Below are 21,247 nucleotides of genomic sequence, written 5' to 3' on the forward strand. Positions count from 1 at the left end.
TTCTATTCCTCCTTTTTAGGGAAACGCTTCATGTATGTGGCCATAAGTCTTGCCAGAGCCTCTGCTACGTCCTCCCTGTCTATTTTGTCGGACGTGTAGTTCAGGCATGCCTTCACCGATCTCTCCGATGGGATTACCCTGGCCGGCTCCGGCTCGGGGATCTCTCTCTTGGCCTCTATCCTGGCCACCACGGCCCTAACAGACTTGACCCCAAGATGCCATCTTTTCTCCACGGAGGAGGCCACAGTACCTGCCTTCATCGATATCATCTTGGCCACCCCGGGGCTCTCGCAGGCCACCACCAAGGTTCCCCTGTCCAGACTTACCGGGCGACTTTTACGGCCGAGGACGGTGCCCACTATGGAGGACCACTCTTTATCCACCTCCGATATTGACAGGGCAGTGGACAGCCCCGGAGGAAGTCTGCCGGAGAGCAGCCCCCTCAGGAGCTCGGGACGGGATCTACGCCGCGCCATCTCTCCGTCTCCTGACCGACAGTGCCAGAGACAGAAGCTGCAGGTCCGTAGGGGTTACCCCGGATATACGTCTGGCCTGTCCCAGTGTCTTAGGACGGATCCTCTCGAGCTTTTCCAGGCTCTCGGCCAACAGGCCCTTCATCGATCTGTAGTCGAAATCGTCAGGAATGGTCAACGCCTCCATCCTCTCGAACTTCTTCACCGATCTCTCCTGTCTCGCCACGTAACCGGCGTACTTGATCTCAACCTCCACCCTACGACGTATATGACCCTCTAGATCCTCTCCAGAGGGTATATATCGAGACAGAAAGTCGTAATCGACGCCGGGGCGTCTCAAAAGTTCCGCTCCCGTAAGAGACCTGTCCATAGGGGCCTCCCCTATGGAGGCGAGATCGGAGTTTACGTCATCCGACGGCTTTATCCTCGTGGATCCCAGTCTTTTTATCTCTCGATCCGTGTTTCGCCACCGTTCCACCAGTATCTCCCATCTGCCGTCGTCCAGGAGGCCTAGTTTTCTACCTATGCCGGAGAGCCTTCTGTCTGCGTTGTCGTGTCTCATAAGCAGTCTGTGCTCGCAGCGGCTGGTCAACATACGATAAGGCTCCCTGGTACCTTTGGTGACAAGATCGTCTATCAGGACCCCTATATAGGCCTCGTGGCGACCCAATACTAAATAGGGCTCTCCTCTTAGTCGTAGAACGGCGTTTATACCGGCCATAAGGCCCTGAGCAGCGGCCTCCTCGTAGCCGGAGGTGCCGTTTATCTGTCCGGCGCAGAAGAGACCCTTTATAGCCTTGGTCTCCAGCCAAGGGGTGAGCTGGGTCGGGTCCATGTAATCGTATTCAATGGCGTATCCGGCCCTCATTATCCTGGCTTCCCTGCATCCCGGGAGAGTCCTGGTCATCTCTATCTGGACGTCGTAGGGCAGGCTGGTGGAGAAGTTCTGAAGGTATGTCTCCTTGGATCCTCTGGCGACCGGCTCGAAAAATATGGTGTGACTGTCCTTATCGGGAAACTGCATCACCTTGGACTCTATGGACGGACAGTATCTAGGTCCGGTTCCAGTGATAGTGCCGGAGCTCACAGGCGACCTGTCCAGGTTTTCCGTTATTATCCTGTGAGTGTCCAGGTTGGTCTTTCCTACGCCGCAGGTTATATGGCGATATACCTCCGGTTTATCCCACAGGTCCATGGACTGAGGCTCCTCCTCGCCCTCCTGGATCTGAAGTTCGCTCCAGTCTATGGAATCCGAGTGGACCCTGGGAGTGGTGCCGGTCTTGAGCCTTCCCATGCGGAATCCCAGCTTCAAGAGGTTCTCGCCCAGTCCGTGGGCCGGAATCTGTCCCAGAGGTCCGGAGGAGAAGTTAACATTACCTATGTGGACCCTCCCGTCCAGATATGTCCCGGTGGTCAGTATTACCGATCTGGCGTGGTATGAGAGACCGTACAGTGTCTCAACTCCCTTGACCCGGTCCCCCTCGACTATCAGACCGACCACAGTGTCCTGGTGCAATTCCAGACCGGGACAGTGTTCGAGGACTTCGCGATAGTGCCAGTGGTAGTCGTGGAGATCGCATTGGGCCCTGAGGGCTCTTACGGCAGGTCCCTTGGAGGTGTTGAGCCATCTCATCATCAAGGCGGAGCGATCCGTCGCCCTGGCCTGTTCTCCTCCAAGGGCGGATATCTCCCTGACCAGATGTCCCTTCGCCGGTCCACCTATGGAGGGATTGCAGGGCATCAGGGCTATGTTGTCCAGATACAGGTTCAAAAGAAGAGTGTCGTGACCCATTCTGGCGGCTACCAAGGCGGCCTCGCATCCGGCGTGGCCCGCTCCTACAACTATCACGTCGTATACTTTATTCGTCATGGTTTGACCGATCCGTCCTCCTCGAAGAGATAGGTCAGGGTGGTGGTGTGACCCGAGACGGATCTCCCGTCGCAAGCCAGGACTATCCTGGCTCCATCGACGGTCCAGGTCTGGGTCTCTCCTCCTCCGTGGGAGACAACCTCCCTCTCGTAGCCGTATTTAGAACGAAGTTTGAGGGTAAGATCCGAGTAGTTGCCCAACATGGAGCCTCCGACGTCCCCGCTAGCAACGTCGTCTTTATTCAGGAAAGAGAAACGAAAGGTAGTCATCTTTCCTCCCTTGAAATATACCTGGACCATACAGGGCCTGCCGAAGAAATCTCCTCTGTAGAGGATCTCCCTGGCTCGACCGAAGTCGAGAGACGACTGGTCCAGAATCAGAGAACATCCCCTGTCGGACAGAGCGGACGATACCGTATCGAAGCCCGATCCCGCCGGAATTCCCCAAACCGACTCAACGGCGCAAAGGGCCGGCGTCGCTAAAGTAAGTGTGAGTATCGTCGCTGCCAGAGCCTTTATATATCCCAATCTCATTAATTTTCATTCCTCCCGTCTGGTTATACGTCCTTCTCTAACGGTCCATAGGGATCCGGGCCAACGAATCAGGTCGTCCTCTGCGGTGGCTGCGAATATCTGCCATCCCGAGGAGACCAGGGTCTCGACCGTTATCTCCCTGCCGGATTGATCCAGCTCCGAGGCCACCTCGTCCAGCAAAAGGATAGGGGACCGCCGCAGCTTTCTCTCCACCGCCCATCCCGCCGCCATCACCATCGCAAGGGATGTCCGTCTTCTCTGGCCTCTGCTGAACCTGGAGGATGCCTCCATCCCGGATGCGTCTATGGTCAGATCGTCCCTGTGAGGTCCCACCAGAGGCCGTCCCGATCCGATCTCGGCCCGTCTTCTGGACCGGACTCCCTCGATGTATCCTATGGGATTATTCCCGGCGAGGCCGATTCCCCCTCTGGAAAGGGCCAGCTCTATCGGTCCCGGAAGGAGGTCGGAGAAGCTCTCCAGTCCCATCGTCACGGCCAGGGATGCCTTTTCCCTGCAGGTCCATATCCACTCCGCCATAGGAGCCATTACCGAGTCGATAAGCTCGGTGCTTCTTCCCTCGGACAGAAGGGCCCTCTTGTGTCTTACCGCCCGTCTGTACTCGGTCAGTTTCAGTGCGTAGATCGGGTAGAGAAGGGCGCAGAGGACATCTAAAAACCGCCTCCTGACCGACGGTCCTCCTTCGATGAGGGCCAGATCTCCTGGCAGAAAGGCCAGAGCTGGAACCCTGAACCTTATTGAGGCGCAGTTGCTTCTCTTTCCGTCGCATTTCATGGCACATCGAGACGTGACCGAGGATTGAACCAGAACATCCTCCTCGCCTTCGAAGGTCCCCTCCAGGAATCCTCTGGACTCGTCCGAGTCCCAGTTCAGAAGAGGCGATTTCCTTAGAGACTTGAACGGTCCCCATCCTGTGAGTATGTGAAGGCTCTCGAGAATATTGGTCTTGCCCGCTCCGTTTGGACCTATCAGAAGGTTTAGCTTTCTATCCCACTTTATCCTTCCGGTCTCAAGATTTCTGAAGTTTCTGGTTCCGCTTTCGGAGAAAAACACGATGTCCTATAGGTCGTCTCCGCCGTCGTCCAGACCGTCCAGATCGGCGCTCTTGAGTTTTATGGGCATAAGCATGTAGAGAAAATCGCTTTCGTTGGGCCTGAGCATCATCATCTGTCCCTCCTGGCCGTTGAAGGAAAGGGAGACCTTGTCGCCGTGAAAAGCCTTCAGTCCGTCTATTAGGAACCCTACGTTGAAGGCTACCTTGAGGGACTCGCCCTTTATTATTCCGTCCACTATCTCGGTGGCCTCGCCTATCTCGGGAGCCCTTCCGGATAGTTTCAGGTCTCCTCCTGGAGAGAGTATCAGTACCACCATCCGGCTATGGTCCCTGACCACCACGTCGACCCTCTCCAGGGCCGATATGAACTGAGACCTATCCACGTCGAGTGTCGTGGTCGTGTTAGGACTCAGTATCCTCTCGTAGTTGGGAAAGGACGAATCCACCCTTCTCACCGAGAAATCCAGAGAGTCCATATGGAAATAGCCGAGAGCTCCGTCTACCGATACGTTCACCTGAAGGTCCTCACCGAGTCCGGAGAGTATCCTCAGAAACTCTCTTACCGATGCCAGAGGCAGCAACATGTCCTGTTCCGGGCTTTCCTTGTCTACATAGGCCTTGGAAAGAGAGAGTCTTCTGCCGTCGGTGGATACGCAGTGACATTCGCCGGATTTGACCTGAAGAAGCTCCGCTCCCAGGTATTTGGGGAATTCCTCTCCCATGCTTCCAGCTATTCCTCCTTCGTCAAGGATCCTATGAAGTTCGTCTTTCGCCAAAATGCAGAAAGGAGACGTTCCCTCCGGAGAGGGAAGGGGAGGAAAGTCGTCGGCCGGGTAGGTGGTGAAACGATATCTGTTTCTACCGGAGAGAAGGATTCCCGTACCTCCCTCCGCTACCTCTACCGTAAATATGGAGGTAGGAGCTTTCTTGAAAAGCTCTCCAACTACCTTTACGGGAAGGACCGCTTTTCCCGGTTCGTCTACAGTTATTCCCTCTGATTTAACCTTGACGGAGGTTTTTAGATCGGTTGCCTGTAGAGTTACATTTCCGTTTTCAGCCGTACAGAGTATTCCGGATAACACGCTTAGGGTGCTCTTCTGTGCAGCGACCCTTTCCGCTATGTTCCAGCTCTTCATGAAGGCGGTTTTATCTATAGTGAGCTTCATCGTGGATAGTCCTCCCTCTGTGTTCTTCTATGGTCTTTATTATTTAGTTATAAGCAGTCGTCGTAGTATGGGCTGTGTATATGTGGATATCCCTCCTGATCCCTTGCAGCTGTGAGTTATCCACCGTGGATAAGTATGTGTCGGACCGGAGGATCGTTATTCACACTATCCACAAGAATTTTGTGAATAAGTGAAAAGGCATAGTTATCCACATCGAGACCCTCGGTGATTTCACAGCTTAGACTCAACGTTATCCACAATTCCTTTCACCCTGGCATTGTCCAGAAGAAGCTGTTCTATCTTCTTCTGAGCGTGGAGAACCGTAGTATGGTCCTTTTTGTTGAAGGCCGATCCTATCTGCTGAAGACTGCTCTCGGTGTGTTTTCTGCATACGAACATGGCTATCTGTCTCGCCAAGGCTATCTCCGAGGTCCTCTTGCTGCTGGTGAGATCCTCCACGGTGAAGGAGCATTCCTCCGCCACTATCTGCTGTATGAGGTTTATGCTCACCGGACCCTTGGAGGTGTGTCTCACTATGTCCTTGAGCCATTCCGAGGTGTTTTCCACCGTGACGGGCTCGCTGTTGAGCTCCGCACAGGCTATAACCCTGTTGAGGGCCCCCTCCAGCTCCCTTATGTTGCTCGGTACGTTCTGGGCCAGGTAGTTTATGACGTCCTCCGGCATGGGGTAGTTCCTGAACTCGGCCTTCTTGGTAAGTATGGCTATTCTGGTCTCGTAGTCAGGCGACTGAATGTCCGTCACCAATCCCCATTCGAAACGGCTGACCAATCTGTCCTCGATGGATTTTATGTCCTTGGGAGGCCTGTCCGAGCTCAGAACGATCTGTTTCTTTCCGTCGTGGAGGCTGTTGAAGGTGTGGAAAAACTCCTCCTGGGTGCTTTCCTTTCCGGCGAGAAACTGTATATCGTCTATCAGCAGGAGGTCCATGGTCCTGTATCTGGCCCTGAACTCGGCAGTTCTGTTGTTCTTTATGCTCGTTATGAGCTCGTTGGTGAACTTCTCCGAGCTGACGTAGCCTACCTTGAGATTTCTGTCGTTTTGAAGGGCATGGTGCCCTATAGCGTGCATAAGATGGGTCTTACCCAGTCCCACCCCTCCCCATATGAACAGGGGGTTGTAGGCGGCTCCAGGGCTCTCGGCCACGGCCAGACTAGCGGCGTGGGCCAGCCTGTTGGATTTGCCCACGACGAAGGAGGAAAATAGGTAGTTCGGGTTAAGTCCGCTCACCTTTCCCTGGGATTCGGGCTTTATGGTCCTCTCCGCTCTCTCCTGTTCCTTTCTGTTATCTCCGGTCCCGACGTTCAGCTTCAGGCCCTTTCCGTAACCTAGATCCTTCATGGTGTCTTCCAGTATTTTCTGGAAACGGTTCTGGATCTGCACCTTTATAAAATCGTTGGCCACGTCCAGTAAAATAACCTCGTCCTCCATGGATAGGGGAACGCAGGTCTTCAGCCACACGTCTACCGTTCCGTCCGGAAGTTTAGGCGTAGATGCCGCCACGATGTCTTGCCATAGTTTTTCCACGTCTTTCACAAAATTCACCTCTGAAGGGTCATATTTTCGTCCACAAAAGTTATCCACATATCCACAGTTATCCTACAACAGCCTGTGAAAAAAGAGAAGTGGCTGTTTCAGTGACGTTACAGATTGTGGATAGTTATCCACTCAATTTGACCAATCCTCCAGATCCACATTCCATGGGGCTCCGCAGGTTATCCACAGGTTGTCCACTTTAGTGGATAACCTGTGACGGTGAATCCAGGGGACAAGCACCCTATGATACAACAGGACCGGACTTTCATGTGTATAGTGGATGGCCTAGAAAATCTCTTTACAGGTGCTCTTTTTTGTGAATAATATATAGTAATACTTATTATGAGAAGAGGTATCGTTATGTCCGTATATGTGAATAACGCGGCTACAAGTTGGCCGAAACCGGAATGCGTTCCCAGGGCCGTTTTTGATTTTATGACAGGCAGAGGGGCTAACCTGGCCAGAGGGGCTGCGGCGAAGAGGGATGTGGATACACTGGATATGGTCATGGAGTGCAGAGAGGCCTTGGCGGATCTGTTTTGTGGATATCGTGACTGCGATCCCAGATACGTCACCTTCACCTCCAACGTAACCGAATCGTTGAACGTCGTCCTGAAGGGATATCTGCGTCCGGGGATGACCGTGGCCACTACTTCGATGGAGCATAACGCGGTGATCCGTCCTCTCAGGGCCCTGGAAAAAAAAGGTGTTAATTTGGATATAATTAAATGTGATGATCGAGGAAGACTGGATCCAAGGTCTCTGGAACTGTTGATTGAAAGCAAGACCATAGATATGGTGGTTATAGCTCATGGAAGCAATTTATGTGGGGTTATCCAGGACGTTAAGTCGGTGGGGAAAATATGCAAAGATAAAGGCGTTCCCTTCGTCCTCGATACGGCCCAGACCGCTGGAGTTATCCACATATCGGCGTCCGATCTGGGTCTTGCCGCCCTGTGTTTCACCGGCCATAAGGGACTGATGGGACCTCAGGGAATAGGTGGCATAGTCTGGGAACCCTCCTTCGCAGAAAAATGTTCTCCCTTCGTGGAGGGAGGTACCGGAAGCTTTTCCGACGAGGAGTACCAACCAACGAGGATGCCCGATAAATTCGAGGCGGGAACCCCAAACCTACCTGCCATAGCCGGGCTTCTGGCCGCCGCTAGGTGGATAGAGGAGACGGGAATCGAGACTATCCACAGCAGGGAGAAGGAGCTCGGAGAGAGGCTTCTCAAGGGACTTGTCCACATGAAGGGAATAGAGTTTCACGGTCCTTCCGATATGGAAAACAGGCTTCCTGTGTTCGCAGTCAACTTCGATTGTGTGGACAACGGTACCCTGGCGGGAGAGCTGGCAGATCTGGGGATAGAGACAAGACCTGGGCTCCACTGCGCTCCTCTCGCCCATAAGACATTGGGGAGTTTTCCACAGGGAGCCCTGAGGTTGAGCGTCGGCTATTTCAACACCGAGGAGGATGTGGATTCCACCCTGAACCAGCTGAGCCGACTGGTGGATAGATGAGTGAGGTATAGGCGATTATGACGGTAAACCCGGTGGATATCCACCGGGTTTGCTTTTTCCTCACTCCTACTATAAAGTGACATACGTTGTGCGAGAGGTTGTTCTATAAAACGTTTGTCTTGGAGGCCGTCATGAAAGTAGTGATAGTAGGAGCCGGAAACGTAGGCTATTCCATAGCGAGAAGCCTATCGCTGGAGGGGCACGACATAGTGGTCGTGGAAAGAGATCTCGAGGTCGGATCCAAGGTGGAGAACGAGCTGGACGTGTCGGTGGTTATAGGCAACGGATCCCGTCCGCCTGTGTTGGAACAGGCTGGTATAAAGTCGGGATGCGACGTAGATTTTATCGTGGCCTGCACCGACAGGGACGAGGTAAATATAATGGCCTGCTGGGTGGGCAAGAGATGCGGTGTCAAAAGGGTCATCTCCAGGGCCAGAGGGATGGAGTATACCGATACACCTCAGTGGGCCACTTTCCTCGGCATAGATGTCATGAACTCTCCGGAAAGGTCCGTCGCCAGGGACATAGACGATCTTCTGGCGGTCAGCGCCGCGGTGCACGCCACGGAGTTGTTCGACGGAAAGGCCGGGTCCTATGCCTTCAGGGTCGGATCCGACTCTCCCATAGTTGGAATGACCCTAAGCGAAGTGGGGCAGGAATACCCCAATCTGTCGGCGGTGATGGTTTACGTCGAGAGGGGAAACAAGGGATTCGTACCCTCCGGTGACTGGGTGGCAATGGAGGGTGATCTGTGTTTCATGGTCTCCTTCAAGGACAGGGTATTTCACCTCCAGGAGCTGTTTCATCCCTCCAGCGGCAAAGGCCTTCGCAGGGTGATGATAGTAGGCGGAGGAAAACTTGGAGCTCATCTGGCCAGGAGGCTGGTCAGGAGATATCCCGGCATAGACGTAAAGATACTGGACAAGAACAGGGAGAAATGCGACAAGCTGGCCGGGGAGATGCCCAGGGTGACGGTCCTTTTCGGAGACGGAACGGACGAGAGACTGCTTCTCCACGAGGGGATAGAGGATATCGACGGATTCGTCGCCACCACCGACTCGGACGAGCTCAACATGATACTGACCGTTCTGGCCGACAGGATGAAGGCCAGAAAGACCGTGGCGGTGGTCCACAAGGAACTCTACTCAAGGTTGGCCGAGGATATGCCTATCGACTCGGTGGTGAATCCCAACGAATCGCTGGCTTCCTTGATACTCCGTCACGTAAGATATCCGGAGACGGCGGGATCTTTGTCCCTTATAGATAGAATAGGGGCGGAGATGCTGGAGGTTACCATTCCGAAGGACAGCCCAGTGGTGGGTAAAAAGCTCATGGACGTAGGGCTTCCAAAGGGAGTTCTCTTCGCCATGGTCAACCGGAAGGGAAATATCATACTTCCCAGAGGGGACATGGTCATAAAAGGAGAGGATACCGTATCCATCTTTGCCACAGGAGACCTTCTGCCCAGGGCTCTCAGGATTCTGGGGATACAGAAATGAGATTTCGTCTGGTATCCAGGGTGCTGGGGCTGCTCTGTGCCATAGTGTCCCTCTCCATGACTTGGCCTCTCTACTGGAGTCTGAAGGACGGTTCCAACGATATCAGGGCGTTTCTTGCCGCCATAGCTGTAGGATTTATATCGGGAGCGGCCCTCTACCTGGCGGGAAGAGGAGAGGACTACCAGGAGCTGGGAATAAGGGAGGCCTTCGCGGTGGTCACCCTTTCCTGGGTTTTGGCCTCGGCCATAGGGGCCTTGCCTTTCTACCTTGCCGGGTCGGTTGAGACCTACACGGACGGTTTCTTCGAGGCCATGTCCGGTTTTTCCACCACGGGAGCGTCCATTTTGACCGACATACAGTCAAATCCAAGAGGGATCTTGTTTTGGCGCAGTCTGACCCATTGGCTGGGTGGAATGGGGATCATAGTTTTGAGTCTGGCCATCCTTCCCTTCATAGGGGTAGGGGGAATGCAGCTCTTCAAGGCAGAGGTTCCCGGTCCCACCCCGGAGAAGCTCACCCCCAGGGTTCAGCAGACGGCCGTGCTCCTCTGGGGGGTCTACGTCCTTCTGTCCGGCGCCGAGGTGCTGGCCCTGGCGTTCGGCGGAATGGACCTGTTCGAGTCTCTGACCCACACCTTCGGGACCATGGCGACTGGAGGATTTTCCCCTCTCAACGGCAGCATAGGACAGTACGGAAAGCCCTATTTCGACTGGGTCATAACGGTCTTCATGTTTCTTGCCGGTGCCAACTTCACCTTGCATTACATGGCTCTTAGAGGAAAGCCCCTCAGCCTGTGGAGGGACGAGGAATTTCGGTTCTACACCAAGGTTATTCTGTTCTCAACCGTTACGATAACCCTCTCTCTCCTGGTCTTTGGGGGATACTCCTCGGCGGAGAAGGCCTTGAGGGACGCGGCCTTTCAGGTGGTCAGCATAGTAACCACAACCGGTTACGCCACGGCGGACTTCGATTTATGGCCTCAATACTGTCGTTTTCTTCTGCTCCTTCTGATGTTCGTAGGGGGCTGTGCCGGTTCCACCGGAGGTGGAATGAAGAACGTCAGGATAATGGTCATTCTGCGGAGGGTGGGCATGGAGATAAAAAGGCTTCTCCATCCCAGACAGGTGATAAAGATCCGGCTCAACGGGACGGTGCTCAGGAACGACGTCATAACCTCGGTTACGGCCTTCTTTATCCTCTATATCGTGCTCTTCGCTCTGGCGACCCTGGCGATGGCCGCCATGGGGTTGGACCTTACGGCAGCTATATCCAGCGTCGCCGCCACACTCGGCAACATCGGTCCCGGTCTGGGAATGGTAGGTCCTACCCAAAACTACCACTGGATCTGTGCTCCGGGCAAATGGCTTCTCTCTCTCTGTATGTTGCTAGGTAGGCTAGAGATATTCACGGTAGTGATGCTCTTTTTCCCCGGTACTTGGAAGAGATAGACGGCACTACACGATGGCAATTTCGGAAATACGGGCTAGAACGGGCTCTATCGAAACGAGATCTCCGACATAAAAACGAAGGAGGAGACCCAGATTCGGGTCCCCTCTTTCGTTTTTATGTTTCCCGGGAAACATCCCGATTTTTAGGAAACTACAGGCTGTTGAGCCCCATACCTGATACGATTGAAATATCGTTCTGCCTTCCCCAGTACAGGCTCGACGCTACTCAATAGAGACTCTGGCGTGTGCTGGGGCTTTTTTTACACTCCTAGTCTCTCCCTGAGGGCCTCCTGGAGGGTGCTGGAAAAATTAATTTTATTCTCTATGGCCATCTCATTAAGCCAGGCCGGTATCGTTACGTTCTTGCTTACGGATTTTTTTGTCTCCTCTTTACGAAGGATATCCATCCGCACATCGATTAGAACGGCAACTTCGTCTTCTTCTGGTTGCAGCTTGTTGACCGGAGAGGGGGTTGGAATGGAGTCGTTATCATCTTCCATGCAGAGCAAATGACCTCCTAAAGCGTCTTTTGCGCTGGCGATAGCGTCAGCGTAGTCCTTACCGAAAGTATTACAGCCTGGAAGGTCTGGAAAGCGGACACAGACATACTTACCGTCTTCAGAGAGCAGCGCTGGATATATGCGAACATCCTTTTTCATAAGAAGTCGTCTCCTTTCTGAGGCGGGGTTACTTGAGCCCCGCCTGTTTCATGATGCTATTGAATGTCTTGGGTGGAACGTCCTTTTGGGGATGCTTTACAGTTGTCTTCCCCGGCTTTGTCGGATGCTTGAAATGATGGTGGCTACCGACTGTCTTGATCCAGTACCAGCCGTCATTTTCAAGAATCTTGATTATTTCGCTGGACTTCATCACTTTTCCCCCTGACATCGTTATTATAATGCGCATTATTATGCGCGTCAATTTTTTAGGTTATTGGAGGCGACCGCCGGGAGCGGGTGGAGGTGACGCAGGACCAGGTGGTAGAAGAGTTAGCCCTAATAGCCTTCGGTAATCCCCATGACGTCATGGAATGGGGACCTGGTGGTGTGCATTTATGTTCTAGTTTCGAGCTGACGTTCGACCAAGCGGCAATAGTGGCTGAGGTTGCAGAGACGACAATCCAGACCGGAGGATCTCTGAGGCTGATCCTCGTAGAGGTCTAAAAGACTGGCTCGAACGGGCTTCGTCGAAACGAGATCTCCGACATAAAAACGAAGGAGGAACCCCAGTTTTGGGGTTCCTCCTTCGTTTTTATGTTTCCCGGGAAACATAACGGTTTTAGGAAACTACAGGCTGTTGAGCCCCATCTCCGATACCGATCTGGCTGCACCTATGCAGCCGTTTCTCTTAGCTGTCTCCAGCCAATGTTCCGCCTTATCCTTTTGCCCCATTTTGGCATAGAGAGAGGCCAGACTCATCTGAGCGGTGGCGTTGCCCTGATAGGCCGATAGGCTCAGCCACTTGAGTGCCTGGTCCCTGTCGGCGGTAACCAGATAACCGGCGGCATAGGCCTCTCCAAGCACCCTCTGAGCCTCCGAATCGCCCTGTTTCGCAAGTTTGTGGATCGACTGAAATTCCTGGGAGTCCACGGCGCCTACCCAACCAGGGGCTATAACACAGAGAGAGAACAACGCAAAAATCAAAAACACAGCCTTGAACATATTCACAGAAAACACCTCTTTTGGAGACGTATTTAGGATCTTTTACAGCTCGGATTATACATCTCCTTTCGGCGAATGCAATAGAGAGAGAAAAAGAAAGATAAGTGAAACTCGTTTTGTTTGATTTTATGTTTTTCTGTTGTTCAACCCTATACCGTCTCGGCGTTTTAACTCCTCCCTCACCGCCTCGGTTAGAGCCATGGAGGCCTGATCGGTTCGGCCGGATATTTCGTCCAGAAGGTAGAGCAGGTCGGTGGAGCCGATCCTTCTGAGGAAAATCCCCTCTTGGTCGTGTGTCATTGCGTCGAGACCTCCTTTCCTGGAAAATGATCTCGAAAGGACGTGATATCCATGGATATGCTTAAAGTTATGCTGTCTCGCAGGAGCGTCAGGGCTTTCGACAGGGATAAGCCGGTTGAAAGCTGGAAGAAGGATGCGGTGATAGCCGCAGCAACCTCGGCACCCAGTGCTAAAAATTTGAGACCCGTCAGGTTTCTGGTGCTGGACGACAGAGAGATACTGGACGATCTCGGAAACGTCCTGTCTCAGGGTAAACCCTTCAAGGAGTGCGATTTCGCCGTGGCGGTCTGTGCCGATCTGTCCGATTATCCCGATGGAAGCCTGGGATGGCTGGAGGACTGCTCCGCAGCCCTGGAGAATATGCTGATAGAGGCCACCTCGCTCGATCTCGCTTCCTTTTGGTTCGGGGTCTATAGAAGAGATCCCAAGGAAGGGCAGGTCCGGTCGGTTCTAGAGGTTCCCTCCCACGTGGAGGTCCAGGGAATAGGGGTCTTCGGCTACGGTGCCGAGTCCGTTCCGGCCAGGGAGGGAGTCGACAGCTCCGTGGTCAGATACGGCAGATGGGGAGACTTCAAGGCCTGATTTTTGTAAGATATAGGGTGACGAAGATATTGATCTTATTTGACTAAAGGCATCTATAAAAAACACTCCTCGGAGAGGTCGTTTCGGCAGAGCCCGTTCGAGCCCGTATTCCCGACCGGCCGTCGTGTAGTACGGATGGGGCGACAGGACGTCGCCCCAAGCCGAGGGGGCACAGGACGTGCCCTCTGAGGCGATTCGTACGAAACAGGCAGGTCGGGAATACGTTCGGGCGAGACAGGGCGGAGCCGAAACGACCTCTCCGAGGAAACTCGGAAGTGCGTTTTTAGAGGTGTCCTAAAAAAGGATGGGAGGACCTCAAAGGCTCTCCCATCCTTTTATTATCCCTCTGAGTCTTAGGTCCTCCATGGTCTCCTCCGCACTCTCCAACAGTGAGATAGGAACTTCCACCTTTACCGAGACCTTCTCCCCGAAGGACGGCGCCACGTTTTCCTCCGGTATTCCAAGAGCTGTCAGATGGTGAAGACAGTCTCCGTAGTTTTCGTATCCTACGGTGAAACCCAGAGGTGCTGTGACGGTCCTCTCCTCTTTGGGACAGATCTCCAGGACTCCATGGGCGGAGGCGGAGTAGGCGTCTATCAGACCTCTGACCCCCAGTTTCACCCCGCCGAAATATCTGGTCACCACTATGGCCAGATCGTAGAGGTCCGCTTTTATTACCGCCCCCAATATAGGGCGTCCAGCCGATCCGGATGGCTCGCCGTCGTCGGAACAATGTTCCGTCGTTTTTGGAAACCCGACCCTGTAGGCCCAGCAGTTATGTCTCGCGTCGGAGTACCTCTTCGATATAGACTCTATAGCCTCCTTGGCTTCTTCCACCGTCTTGGCCGGCACCGCCGTAGCTATGAACTCCGATCTCCTCTCCTTCAGGGAGAACCGTCCTTCTTTTATTATCCTGGCGTATCTGTCCTCTAGTCGGGCCATGCTTCTTTGAAAATCCTGTAGGTCTCCTCCAGTGACTGGGGTACCACCCTTACGTCTCCCATCACAGGCATGAAGTTGGTATCCCCGTTCCACCTCGGAACCACGTGCATATGTACGTGATCGGCGACTCCCGCACCGGCAACCTTGCCTATGTTTATGCCAAGGTTGAAACCCTCGGGGTTCATGGTCCTCTTTATCACGTCCATAGAGATGGAGGTCAGACGGTGCATCTCCGCCACCTCTCCAGGATTCAGGGATCCGTATTCGGCTGTATGTCTGTATGGAACCACCATTAAATGACCGGAGTTGTATGGATACCTGTTAAGTATAACGAAGCAGTTCTCCCCTCTAAAGAGGATAAGGTTATCCTCGTCGTCTTCCCGTGCTGGAAAAACGCAGAATATACATCCCGAGGGTTTTTCTACGCTCTGGATATAGGCGGCACGCCAGGGTGCGAATATCTTCTTCATAATAGTAGGTCCTCCTGATCGCTAGATATTTCCCGGGAAATATCTAGCCTTTTTTCCCGTCTCTCTTGTTCAGTACATCCCTTACGCCGTAGATCCCGTGGAGGATGCCGATAACGGTCCCCCCGATAGTGCAGGCGGATAGAGTCCAGTCGGGGTATCCCTGTCTCAGCAGATATCTTCCTAAATAGAGTCCCATGAGCACATATCCTCCGAACAACAACGCCAGAGAGACTATCTTACCGAAGACGACCAGGTCGTTTAGGTCTATTTTCTGTCCCATGGAGAAGAGCCTCCTTTATTTCCCGGGGAATAACCGGTCGCTTTCTCGGGATAATATCTCGCCTATCCGCTCTATCTGGTCTTTGCTCAGTCCCGATAGAATGAGCTTCATTTTGTTGCCTCGTCCGGTCATAGACACTCCGATGTCGTAGGAAGACAGGTCATTTCCCCAGGAGGGGGTTCTTTTTTTTCTCTTCTCCTTGGAAAACTCCTCGGTAGACTCGGCGATCTTTCTTTCCAGTTCCCGAACGGTCCAGCCTTTCTCCGCCGTGACCTTTCCCATTTTTATCGTCGACTCGGCGGATTCCAGGGATAGAAGCGCTCTTCCGTGTCTCTCCGAAAGGGCCCCTTCAGATATCAGACCTAAGACCTCCGTAGGTAGCTTCAACAGTCTGAGTTTGTTAGCCACCGCTGGACGGCTCCAACCGACCTTCTCAGCCAGATTGTCCTGTGACAGCGAAAAACGATCCATCAGTTCCTTGAGGGACATGGCTACCTCGACCGGTGACAGATCCTCTCTCTGTACGTTCTCCACCAGGGAGACCTCCATTATGGCTCCGTCGTCTCCGTCGAACAGGTGAACCGGGACTTCCTTTACTCCTGCCTCCTTGGCGGCCCTCCAGCGTCTCTCTCCTGCGACTATCATGTATCCGCCGTCTTTTTTCGTGACCAGCAGGGGTTGCAGGATGCCGTGTACCCTTATGGAGGCAGCCAGTTCGCTTATCCCTTCTTCGTCGAACTCCTTCCTCGGTTGATCCGGGTTGGGTTTGAGTTCCTTGACAGGGAGGGTCTTGGGTATAGAAGGGGTTACGTCTTTCGGAAGTAGCGCGTCCAGTCCCTTACCTAAAGATCTTCTCTGAGCCATCGGCCTTCCACCTCTCTTGCCAGTTCCCTGTAGGCCAGGGCTCCTTTGCAGTTTTCCTGATAGTAGCTTATGGGTTTGCCGTAGCTGGGTGCCTCCGACAGTGTGACGTTTCGGGGTATGAGGGTATCGAAAGCGGCTTCGCCAAATCCCTCTCTTACCTCCGCTACTACGTCGTTGGCCAGCCTTGTCCTGCTGTCGAACATGGTAAGCACGATCCCGTCCATGTTCAGGTTCGGGTTAAGGTACTGTCTTACCAGGTCCACCGTCCTGGCCAGTTGACCGACGCCCTCCAGAGCGTAGTACTCGCACTGAATGGGGATCAGTAGTCGTTTCGCCGCCACCAGGGCGTTGACCGTCAGGAGACCCAACGACGGTGGACAGTCCACGATGGCTATGTCGTACAGGTCCTCAACGGTGGATAAAGACCCTTTCAACCTGGACTCCCTGCTTATGGCGGAGGAAAGCTCCACCTCCGCTCCCGCCAGGTTTATGTTGGCTGGAACGAGGGAGACACCTTCCCATGGGGTCTCCACGACGACGTCCTGTATCTCTGAGCCGTCGATCAGTATGTCGTAGAGGCTTTTGGGAGAGCTCTCCCTGTCGTGTCCCAGTCCGCTGGAGCAGTTGCCCTGGGGATCGGTGTCAACGACCAATACCCTGTGTCCCAGCCTTCCCAGCTCCGCCGACAGGTTGACGCAGCAGGTGGTCTTTCCTACTCCGCCTTTCTGGTTCGTTACGGCTATGGTGATCATCTTTTCGCCTCCCACCAGGGTTTTTTCTCCGCCTTGCCCGGCCGTCTAGGGTAGACCTCCGGACAGTGGGATTTCTTTCGGAACGTCAGCAGGAAGCCCTGGCGTTCTCCGTTTGAGTAGTCGAATATCTTTGGATAGTCCAGCCCCAGAAGATCCCACTGCCCCTTTATCTTGGCTAGTTCCTCCCGGTATCCCGGACCTTTTATGGACAGAGCCGTACCTCCTACCTTCACGAGGGGAGACAGGTACTCGGCCACTATCCCGACCTCGCTGACCCCTCTCGCCGCCGCCAGGTCGTAGACCTCCCTTTCCTCCAGGGCCAGCTGTTCCGATCGTCCCCATATGACCGAGACGTTATCTATTTCCAACTCGGACACTATGGATTCCAGCGCTCCGGTCTTCTTGCTCTGGCTGTCCAGAAGGGTTATCTCCAGGTCGGGGCGGCATATGGCCCAGGCAAGTCCCGGAAGTCCGCCTCCCGTTCCCACGTCGACTAGCCTGCCGGTCTTGGGCAGAAGTTCCAGGGCGAAAAGGGAGTCTCTGACGTGATCTTTCCAGATGGTATCCTCGTCCTTCGGGCCCGTTAGCCGGACCTTGTCGGAGGACCATCGAGCCAGGATTTCCGAATAGGCCTTGAGTTTAGCCTCGACCCTCTCGTCCAGAGGGGGAATCTCCACCGTTACGTGAACCTGATCCGACGTGCCGTAATTCATAGCGTCGCCCTCTTTTCCAGTATTCTCCTGAAGGCCCAGCCGGCGAAACCCAGTCCGGTAGACTGTCTGTAGAAACATACCACGTCTATTCTCTTCATCTCCAATCCTTCTATAGGTAGGGACACCAGATCACCCCTTTTCAGGTCCTCCGCAACCGTACCGTGGTTTATGAATGCGACTCCCACACCGGCCTTGACGAAGGCCCTGGCCACGTCCCTGCTGTTGACGAAGGTGCCCCTGTGTTGGCCCACCCTCTGTTCCATCAGATACTCCTGTACGAAGGGACAGAGGGAACAGTCCTTCTCGTAGAGTATAAGCTGTTCTTCGTTCAGGTGGGAGGGGGTCACCGACGGTAGAGCTGCGAGAGGATGGTCTTTCGACGCTACAAGGACTATGTGGTCCTCTCCTATTGTGAAGGTCTTAAGGTCTTTGTCGTTGAAGGTCCTGGCGTTCCCCTCCAGAATGGCTATCTCTATATCTCCCCTTCGGAGCATCTCCTGGATGTCCGGGTCGTTTCCGGTCTGTACCGTCATGGCCACGTCGGGATGTTCGTTTCTGAACTCCGCCACCAGAGAGGGAAGGACCATCGTCCCCACGTAGGTGGAAACCCCGAGCTCCAGTTTACCGTATCTCATTGCCTGCATCTCCCTGAATTTCCCCGGGATGGAATCGGATCTCTGGAGGACGTCCAGCGCCAGGGTGTAGAGGGCGTTTCCCTCGGGGGTGAGGGACAGGCTCCTCCCCCTCCTGTTGAAAAGGATAACGTCGTACTCTTTTTCCAGAGTCGCGATATGCTGGCTTACCGAGGGCTGAGACAGATATAGCCTTTCGGCTGTCCTGGTGAAGGATCCTTCCTCCACCAGGGTGCAGAAGGTCCTAAGTTGATGTAGCGACATTGCCGTCCCTCCTCAGATGGGAATAGGTTCTTCCTATAATAATACTCCAATCTCGATCGGAACGGTTTATATATAGGACAACCTGATGGATTGGATTATTTTTTCTTTATTGATACTTATAACGCTCGGTGTATGCTGTAACAGGAGGTGATGTCCATGGACGAAGCCAGACGGGACGATCTTGTCCAACTCTGTCAGGGACTGGTTAGATATCCCAGCCCATCGGGAGAGGAAGGAGAGATCGCCGCCTTTTTGCGGTCCGTCATGGTGTCCCTGGGTTACGACTCCGTACAGGTCGACGGTTACGGCAGCCTGATAGGCACGGTGGACTTCGGTTCGCCCGGTCCCACCTTGCTTTTAGAGGCCCAGATGGATCATGCCGAATCGGGAGACCCGGGAGAATGGCGCCATTATCCCTTCGGAGGCTGGGTCGAATCGGGCCGGATCTACGGTCGGGGTGCCACCGATCAGAAGGGCATCTTGGCCGCCATGGTGCTGGCCCTGGCCTGGCTGAAGCAGGATAGGAGAGAGTCCCTCTGCGGCAGGGCCGTCATGGCCGCCATGGTCCACCAGGAGAGTTTCGAGAGGGCCGCATCCAAACTGGTAGCCGATAGGGTGAGCCCCGACGGGGTAGTGTCCGGAGAGCCGTCGGACCTGACGGTGGAACGGGGACAGAGGGGAAGGGCCTCCATAGCGGTCGATACCTTCGGCCGTATGGAACACAGCTCCATGGGGGACAACAGCTCGGCTGACATGATGGTCCGACTCGTCTCCCGGCTGAAGGAGGACTATGTGCCAAAGGTGGATCCCTTTTTCGGAGAGGCGACCTTGACCCTAACTAGCCTTCACTCCTATCCGGTGGACGTAAGGACTACCATGCCAGTCCGTTGCCGAGCCACCTTCGACAGGAGGATCCTTCCCGGCGAGACGGCCGAGTCCGTGATGAGAGACATAAAGGCGTCCATTTCCTCCGCCGTGAGGGATATTCCGGGCCTGGAGGCTCGGGCCTTCCTGGACGGAGGCGACGGGCACTGCTACACCGGGGCGATGATAAGCTCCGAGGGATTCGCTCCGGCCTGGGAGATCGAGGAGGAGCATCCCTTCGTAGGACTGGTCCTGGAGGGCGTCGCCGAGGCGGGGTTGGAACCGATTCTCTCGAACAGATCCGGCTTCGGCACGAACGGATGTATATATGGAGGAGAAATGTCGGTTCCCACGGTGGTCTTCGGCCCCTCAAGGAGGGAGCTCGCCCACGTAGTGGACGAATACATAGAGGTGGATCAACTGGCCCTCGGCTGTAAATGCTACGGCTCCATAGCCGAGAAGTTTCTTGCTCGAAAGGAGGAGATCCCAGGTGGGGAAGGCAGTAAAGCTTGAGTGCGCCATCTGTGGAAAGACCTACGACCCCGATCCGGAGTTCACCACCTGTCCCGACTGCGGCATAGACGGGACCATGCACGTTCTCTACGATTACGAGGAAATCGGGGAGACCATGACCGCGGAGTCTCTGGCGAGGGATCCGAACAGGTCCCTGTGGCGCTACCTCCCACTGCTTCCGGTTTCGGACGTCGACACTATTCCGGCACTTCAGGTGGGTTGGACCCCTCTCTACGATTCCGGGGCCCTGGCCGAGAGGTACGGAGTAGGTCGCCTTCTGGTGAAGGACGACGGAAGAAACCCCACGGCGTCCTACAAGGACAGGGCAAGCGCCGTCGCAACCGCCATGGCGAAGGAGCTCGGAAGAGACGTGGTGGCCTGCGCTTCCACCGGCAACGCCGCCAGCTCTCTGTCGGGATTTGCGGCTGTATCCGGGCTGAAAAGCGTGATCTTCGTTCCGGAGGCCGCACCTGAGGCCAAGGTAACCCAGCTTCTGGTCTACGGATCCCGGGTGTTCTCCGTCAGGGGAGACTACGAGGAGACGGTCAACCTGGCCATAGAGGCCATAGATTCGGAGGGCTGGTACAACAGAAATTGCGCCATTAACCCCTATCTGGTGGAGGGAAAGAAGACCTGCGCCATGGAGATAGCCGAGCAGATGGGCTGGAAAGTTCCGGACAGGGTTATAACCTCCGTCGGAGACGGCTGCATAATAAGCAGCCTCTACAAGGGATTCCTGGACCTCAAGAGGATCGGCCTGATAGACCGGATTCCCGCCATAACAGGCGTCCAGGCAGAGGGAGCCTGTCCCGTCCACGATGCCGTACGGTCCGGAGCGGACAGGGTGACCTTTGGTCCCGCCGATACCGTGGCGGACAGCATATCGGTGGGAGCTCCCAGAAACTGGGTCAAGGCGCTGAACGCCGTGAGGTCCAGCGGAGGGACCACCGTGACAGTGTCGGACCAGGAGATACTGGAGGCCATGACGGAACTGGCCCGAGCTACAGGGGTCTTCGGAGAGCCGGCCGGTGTGACGTCCTTCGCCGGATTCAAAAAGATGGCGAACCAGGGAACGCTGGGATCGGACGAGGTTGTGGCAATAGTGGTGACGGGAAACGGACTAAAGGACGCGGCTTCGGCCAGAAAAGCGGTGGAGGCACCTACATCGGTGGATCCGTCGATGGAATCGCTCCTCAAGGTGCTGAAACGGTAGAGACGGAATTCAATAAATTTTGTTTTGTAATATAAAAATATATAAATACGAGGAGAGTGTG

Annotated in this window: 24 protein-coding genes; 7 read left to right on the forward strand and 17 right to left on the reverse strand. The window is 54.5% G+C overall.

The features are described from left to right. Positions 1–2: 2 nt before the first annotated feature. The 6 genes from L2W48_RS03045 to dnaA form a co-directional block, all read right to left on the reverse strand. Entirely contained in the window at positions 3–476 is a 474-nt protein-coding gene (locus L2W48_RS03045) for a DciA family protein (protein WP_005660074.1), read from the reverse strand. Further along, complete coding sequence (gene mnmG / locus L2W48_RS03050; RefSeq protein ID WP_236099253.1) at positions 463–2,343, reverse strand: tRNA uridine-5-carboxymethylaminomethyl(34) synthesis enzyme MnmG; 1,881 nt, start codon at positions 2,341–2,343, stop codon at positions 463–465. Before mnmG ends, L2W48_RS03045 begins: the two co-directional genes overlap by 14 nt. Beyond that, positions 2,340–2,876: a hypothetical protein gene (locus tag L2W48_RS03055; RefSeq protein WP_005660077.1), complete on the reverse strand. Its 537-nt coding sequence runs from the start codon at positions 2,874–2,876 to the stop codon at positions 2,340–2,342. The genes mnmG and L2W48_RS03055 overlap by 4 nt, the downstream gene beginning before the upstream one ends. A gap of 6 nt (positions 2,877–2,882) precedes the next feature. Further along, the gene (recF, locus tag L2W48_RS03060; RefSeq protein ID WP_236099252.1) at positions 2,883–3,947 is read right to left on the reverse strand and encodes a DNA replication/repair protein RecF; all 1,065 of its coding nucleotides are present in this window, start codon (positions 3,945–3,947) and stop codon (positions 2,883–2,885) included. A 6-nt stretch (positions 3,948–3,953) separates the two neighbouring features. Next, positions 3,954–5,114, reverse strand: a complete 1,161-nt coding sequence (gene dnaN, locus L2W48_RS03065; RefSeq protein WP_236099251.1) for a DNA polymerase III subunit beta — start codon at positions 5,112–5,114, stop codon at positions 3,954–3,956. Positions 5,115–5,345: 231 nt separating this feature from the next. After that, positions 5,346–6,668: a chromosomal replication initiator protein DnaA gene (dnaA, locus tag L2W48_RS03070; protein WP_236099250.1), complete on the reverse strand. Its 1,323-nt coding sequence runs from the start codon at positions 6,666–6,668 to the stop codon at positions 5,346–5,348. A gap of 360 nt (positions 6,669–7,028) precedes the next feature. On the opposite strand from dnaA, the gene L2W48_RS03075 reads away from it, so the two are divergent. The 3 genes from L2W48_RS03075 (at position 7,029) to L2W48_RS03085 (ending at position 11,136) form a co-directional block, all read left to right on the forward strand. Next, complete coding sequence (locus L2W48_RS03075) at positions 7,029–8,189, forward strand: aminotransferase class V-fold PLP-dependent enzyme (RefSeq protein WP_236099249.1); 1,161 nt, start codon at positions 7,029–7,031, stop codon at positions 8,187–8,189. A gap of 131 nt (positions 8,190–8,320) precedes the next feature. Continuing rightward, positions 8,321–9,688: a Trk system potassium transporter TrkA gene (gene trkA, locus L2W48_RS03080; protein ID WP_236099248.1), complete on the forward strand. Its 1,368-nt coding sequence runs from the start codon at positions 8,321–8,323 to the stop codon at positions 9,686–9,688. Next, complete coding sequence (locus tag L2W48_RS03085; RefSeq protein ID WP_236099247.1) at positions 9,685–11,136, forward strand: TrkH family potassium uptake protein; 1,452 nt, start codon at positions 9,685–9,687, stop codon at positions 11,134–11,136. Before trkA ends, L2W48_RS03085 begins: the two co-directional genes overlap by 4 nt. Before the next feature lie 260 nt (positions 11,137–11,396). Here the strand turns inward: L2W48_RS03085 and L2W48_RS03090 are convergent, their stop codons facing one another. Both L2W48_RS03090 and L2W48_RS03095 read right to left on the reverse strand, forming a co-directional pair. Further along, complete coding sequence (locus L2W48_RS03090) at positions 11,397–11,795, reverse strand: type II toxin-antitoxin system HicB family antitoxin (protein ID WP_005660084.1); 399 nt, start codon at positions 11,793–11,795, stop codon at positions 11,397–11,399. Positions 11,796–11,823: 28 nt separating this feature from the next. Next, positions 11,824–12,006, reverse strand: a complete 183-nt coding sequence (locus L2W48_RS03095; protein ID WP_236099246.1) for a type II toxin-antitoxin system HicA family toxin — start codon at positions 12,004–12,006, stop codon at positions 11,824–11,826. A 92-nt stretch (positions 12,007–12,098) separates the two neighbouring features. On the opposite strand from L2W48_RS03095, the gene L2W48_RS03100 reads away from it, so the two are divergent. Continuing rightward, positions 12,099–12,299, forward strand: coding sequence for a terminase small subunit (locus L2W48_RS03100; RefSeq protein WP_236099245.1), 201 nt, complete (start codon positions 12,099–12,101; stop codon positions 12,297–12,299). Positions 12,300–12,422: 123 nt separating this feature from the next. Here the strand turns inward: L2W48_RS03100 and L2W48_RS03105 are convergent, their stop codons facing one another. Then, positions 12,423–12,803: a tetratricopeptide repeat protein gene (locus L2W48_RS03105; protein WP_005660088.1), complete on the reverse strand. Its 381-nt coding sequence runs from the start codon at positions 12,801–12,803 to the stop codon at positions 12,423–12,425. Between the two features lie 120 nt (positions 12,804–12,923). Further along, entirely contained in the window at positions 12,924–13,097 is a 174-nt protein-coding gene (locus tag L2W48_RS03110; protein ID WP_236099243.1) for a hypothetical protein, read from the reverse strand. Between the two features lie 51 nt (positions 13,098–13,148). Between L2W48_RS03110 and L2W48_RS03115 the strand changes: the two genes are divergently transcribed. Then, positions 13,149–13,679, forward strand: coding sequence for a nitroreductase family protein (locus tag L2W48_RS03115; protein ID WP_236099242.1), 531 nt, complete (start codon positions 13,149–13,151; stop codon positions 13,677–13,679). A gap of 315 nt (positions 13,680–13,994) precedes the next feature. Here the strand turns inward: L2W48_RS03115 and L2W48_RS03120 are convergent, their stop codons facing one another. The 7 genes from L2W48_RS03120 to L2W48_RS03150 are packed head-to-tail and all read right to left on the reverse strand — an operon-like array spanning position 13,995 to position 18,596. Beyond that, the gene (locus tag L2W48_RS03120) at positions 13,995–14,621 is read right to left on the reverse strand and encodes an IMPACT family protein (protein WP_236099241.1); all 627 of its coding nucleotides are present in this window, start codon (positions 14,619–14,621) and stop codon (positions 13,995–13,997) included. Beyond that, positions 14,609–15,091 carry an HIT family protein gene (locus L2W48_RS03125; RefSeq protein ID WP_236099240.1) on the reverse strand — a complete coding sequence of 161 codons (483 nt, stop codon included), beginning with the start codon at positions 15,089–15,091 and terminating at the stop codon, positions 14,609–14,611. The genes L2W48_RS03120 and L2W48_RS03125 overlap by 13 nt, the downstream gene beginning before the upstream one ends. 43 nt (positions 15,092–15,134) lie before the next feature. Next, positions 15,135–15,371, reverse strand: a complete 237-nt coding sequence (locus L2W48_RS03130; RefSeq protein ID WP_236099239.1) for a hypothetical protein — start codon at positions 15,369–15,371, stop codon at positions 15,135–15,137. 15 nt (positions 15,372–15,386) lie between these two features. Beyond that, positions 15,387–16,235, reverse strand: coding sequence for a ParB/RepB/Spo0J family partition protein (locus tag L2W48_RS03135; protein WP_236099238.1), 849 nt, complete (start codon positions 16,233–16,235; stop codon positions 15,387–15,389). Further along, a complete protein-coding gene (locus L2W48_RS03140) occupies positions 16,214–16,987 on the reverse strand; it encodes a ParA family protein (protein ID WP_236099237.1) in 774 nt (257 codons plus the stop codon). The genes L2W48_RS03135 and L2W48_RS03140 overlap by 22 nt, the downstream gene beginning before the upstream one ends. Next, positions 16,984–17,700 (reverse strand): 16S rRNA (guanine(527)-N(7))-methyltransferase RsmG, encoded by a 717-nt coding sequence (gene rsmG, locus L2W48_RS03145; RefSeq protein ID WP_236099236.1) that lies wholly within the window; start codon positions 17,698–17,700, stop codon positions 16,984–16,986. Before rsmG ends, L2W48_RS03140 begins: the two co-directional genes overlap by 4 nt. Further along, a complete protein-coding gene (locus L2W48_RS03150; RefSeq protein ID WP_236099235.1) occupies positions 17,697–18,596 on the reverse strand; it encodes a LysR family transcriptional regulator in 900 nt (299 codons plus the stop codon). Before L2W48_RS03150 ends, rsmG begins: the two co-directional genes overlap by 4 nt. Positions 18,597–18,752: 156 nt before the next feature. Between L2W48_RS03150 and L2W48_RS03155 the strand changes: the two genes are divergently transcribed. Together L2W48_RS03155 and thrC are read left to right on the forward strand one after the other, a co-directional pair. Then, a complete protein-coding gene (locus tag L2W48_RS03155; RefSeq protein ID WP_236099234.1) occupies positions 18,753–19,973 on the forward strand; it encodes a M20/M25/M40 family metallo-hydrolase in 1,221 nt (406 codons plus the stop codon). Next, positions 19,951–21,186, forward strand: a complete 1,236-nt coding sequence (gene thrC / locus L2W48_RS03160) for a threonine synthase (protein ID WP_236099233.1) — start codon at positions 19,951–19,953, stop codon at positions 21,184–21,186. The genes L2W48_RS03155 and thrC overlap by 23 nt, the downstream gene beginning before the upstream one ends. The last annotated feature ends 61 nt before the right edge of the window (positions 21,187–21,247 follow it).

Source organism: Dethiosulfovibrio russensis (assembly GCF_021568855.1).
GTDB classification, from domain to species: Bacteria; Synergistota; Synergistia; order Synergistales; family Dethiosulfovibrionaceae; genus Dethiosulfovibrio; species Dethiosulfovibrio russensis.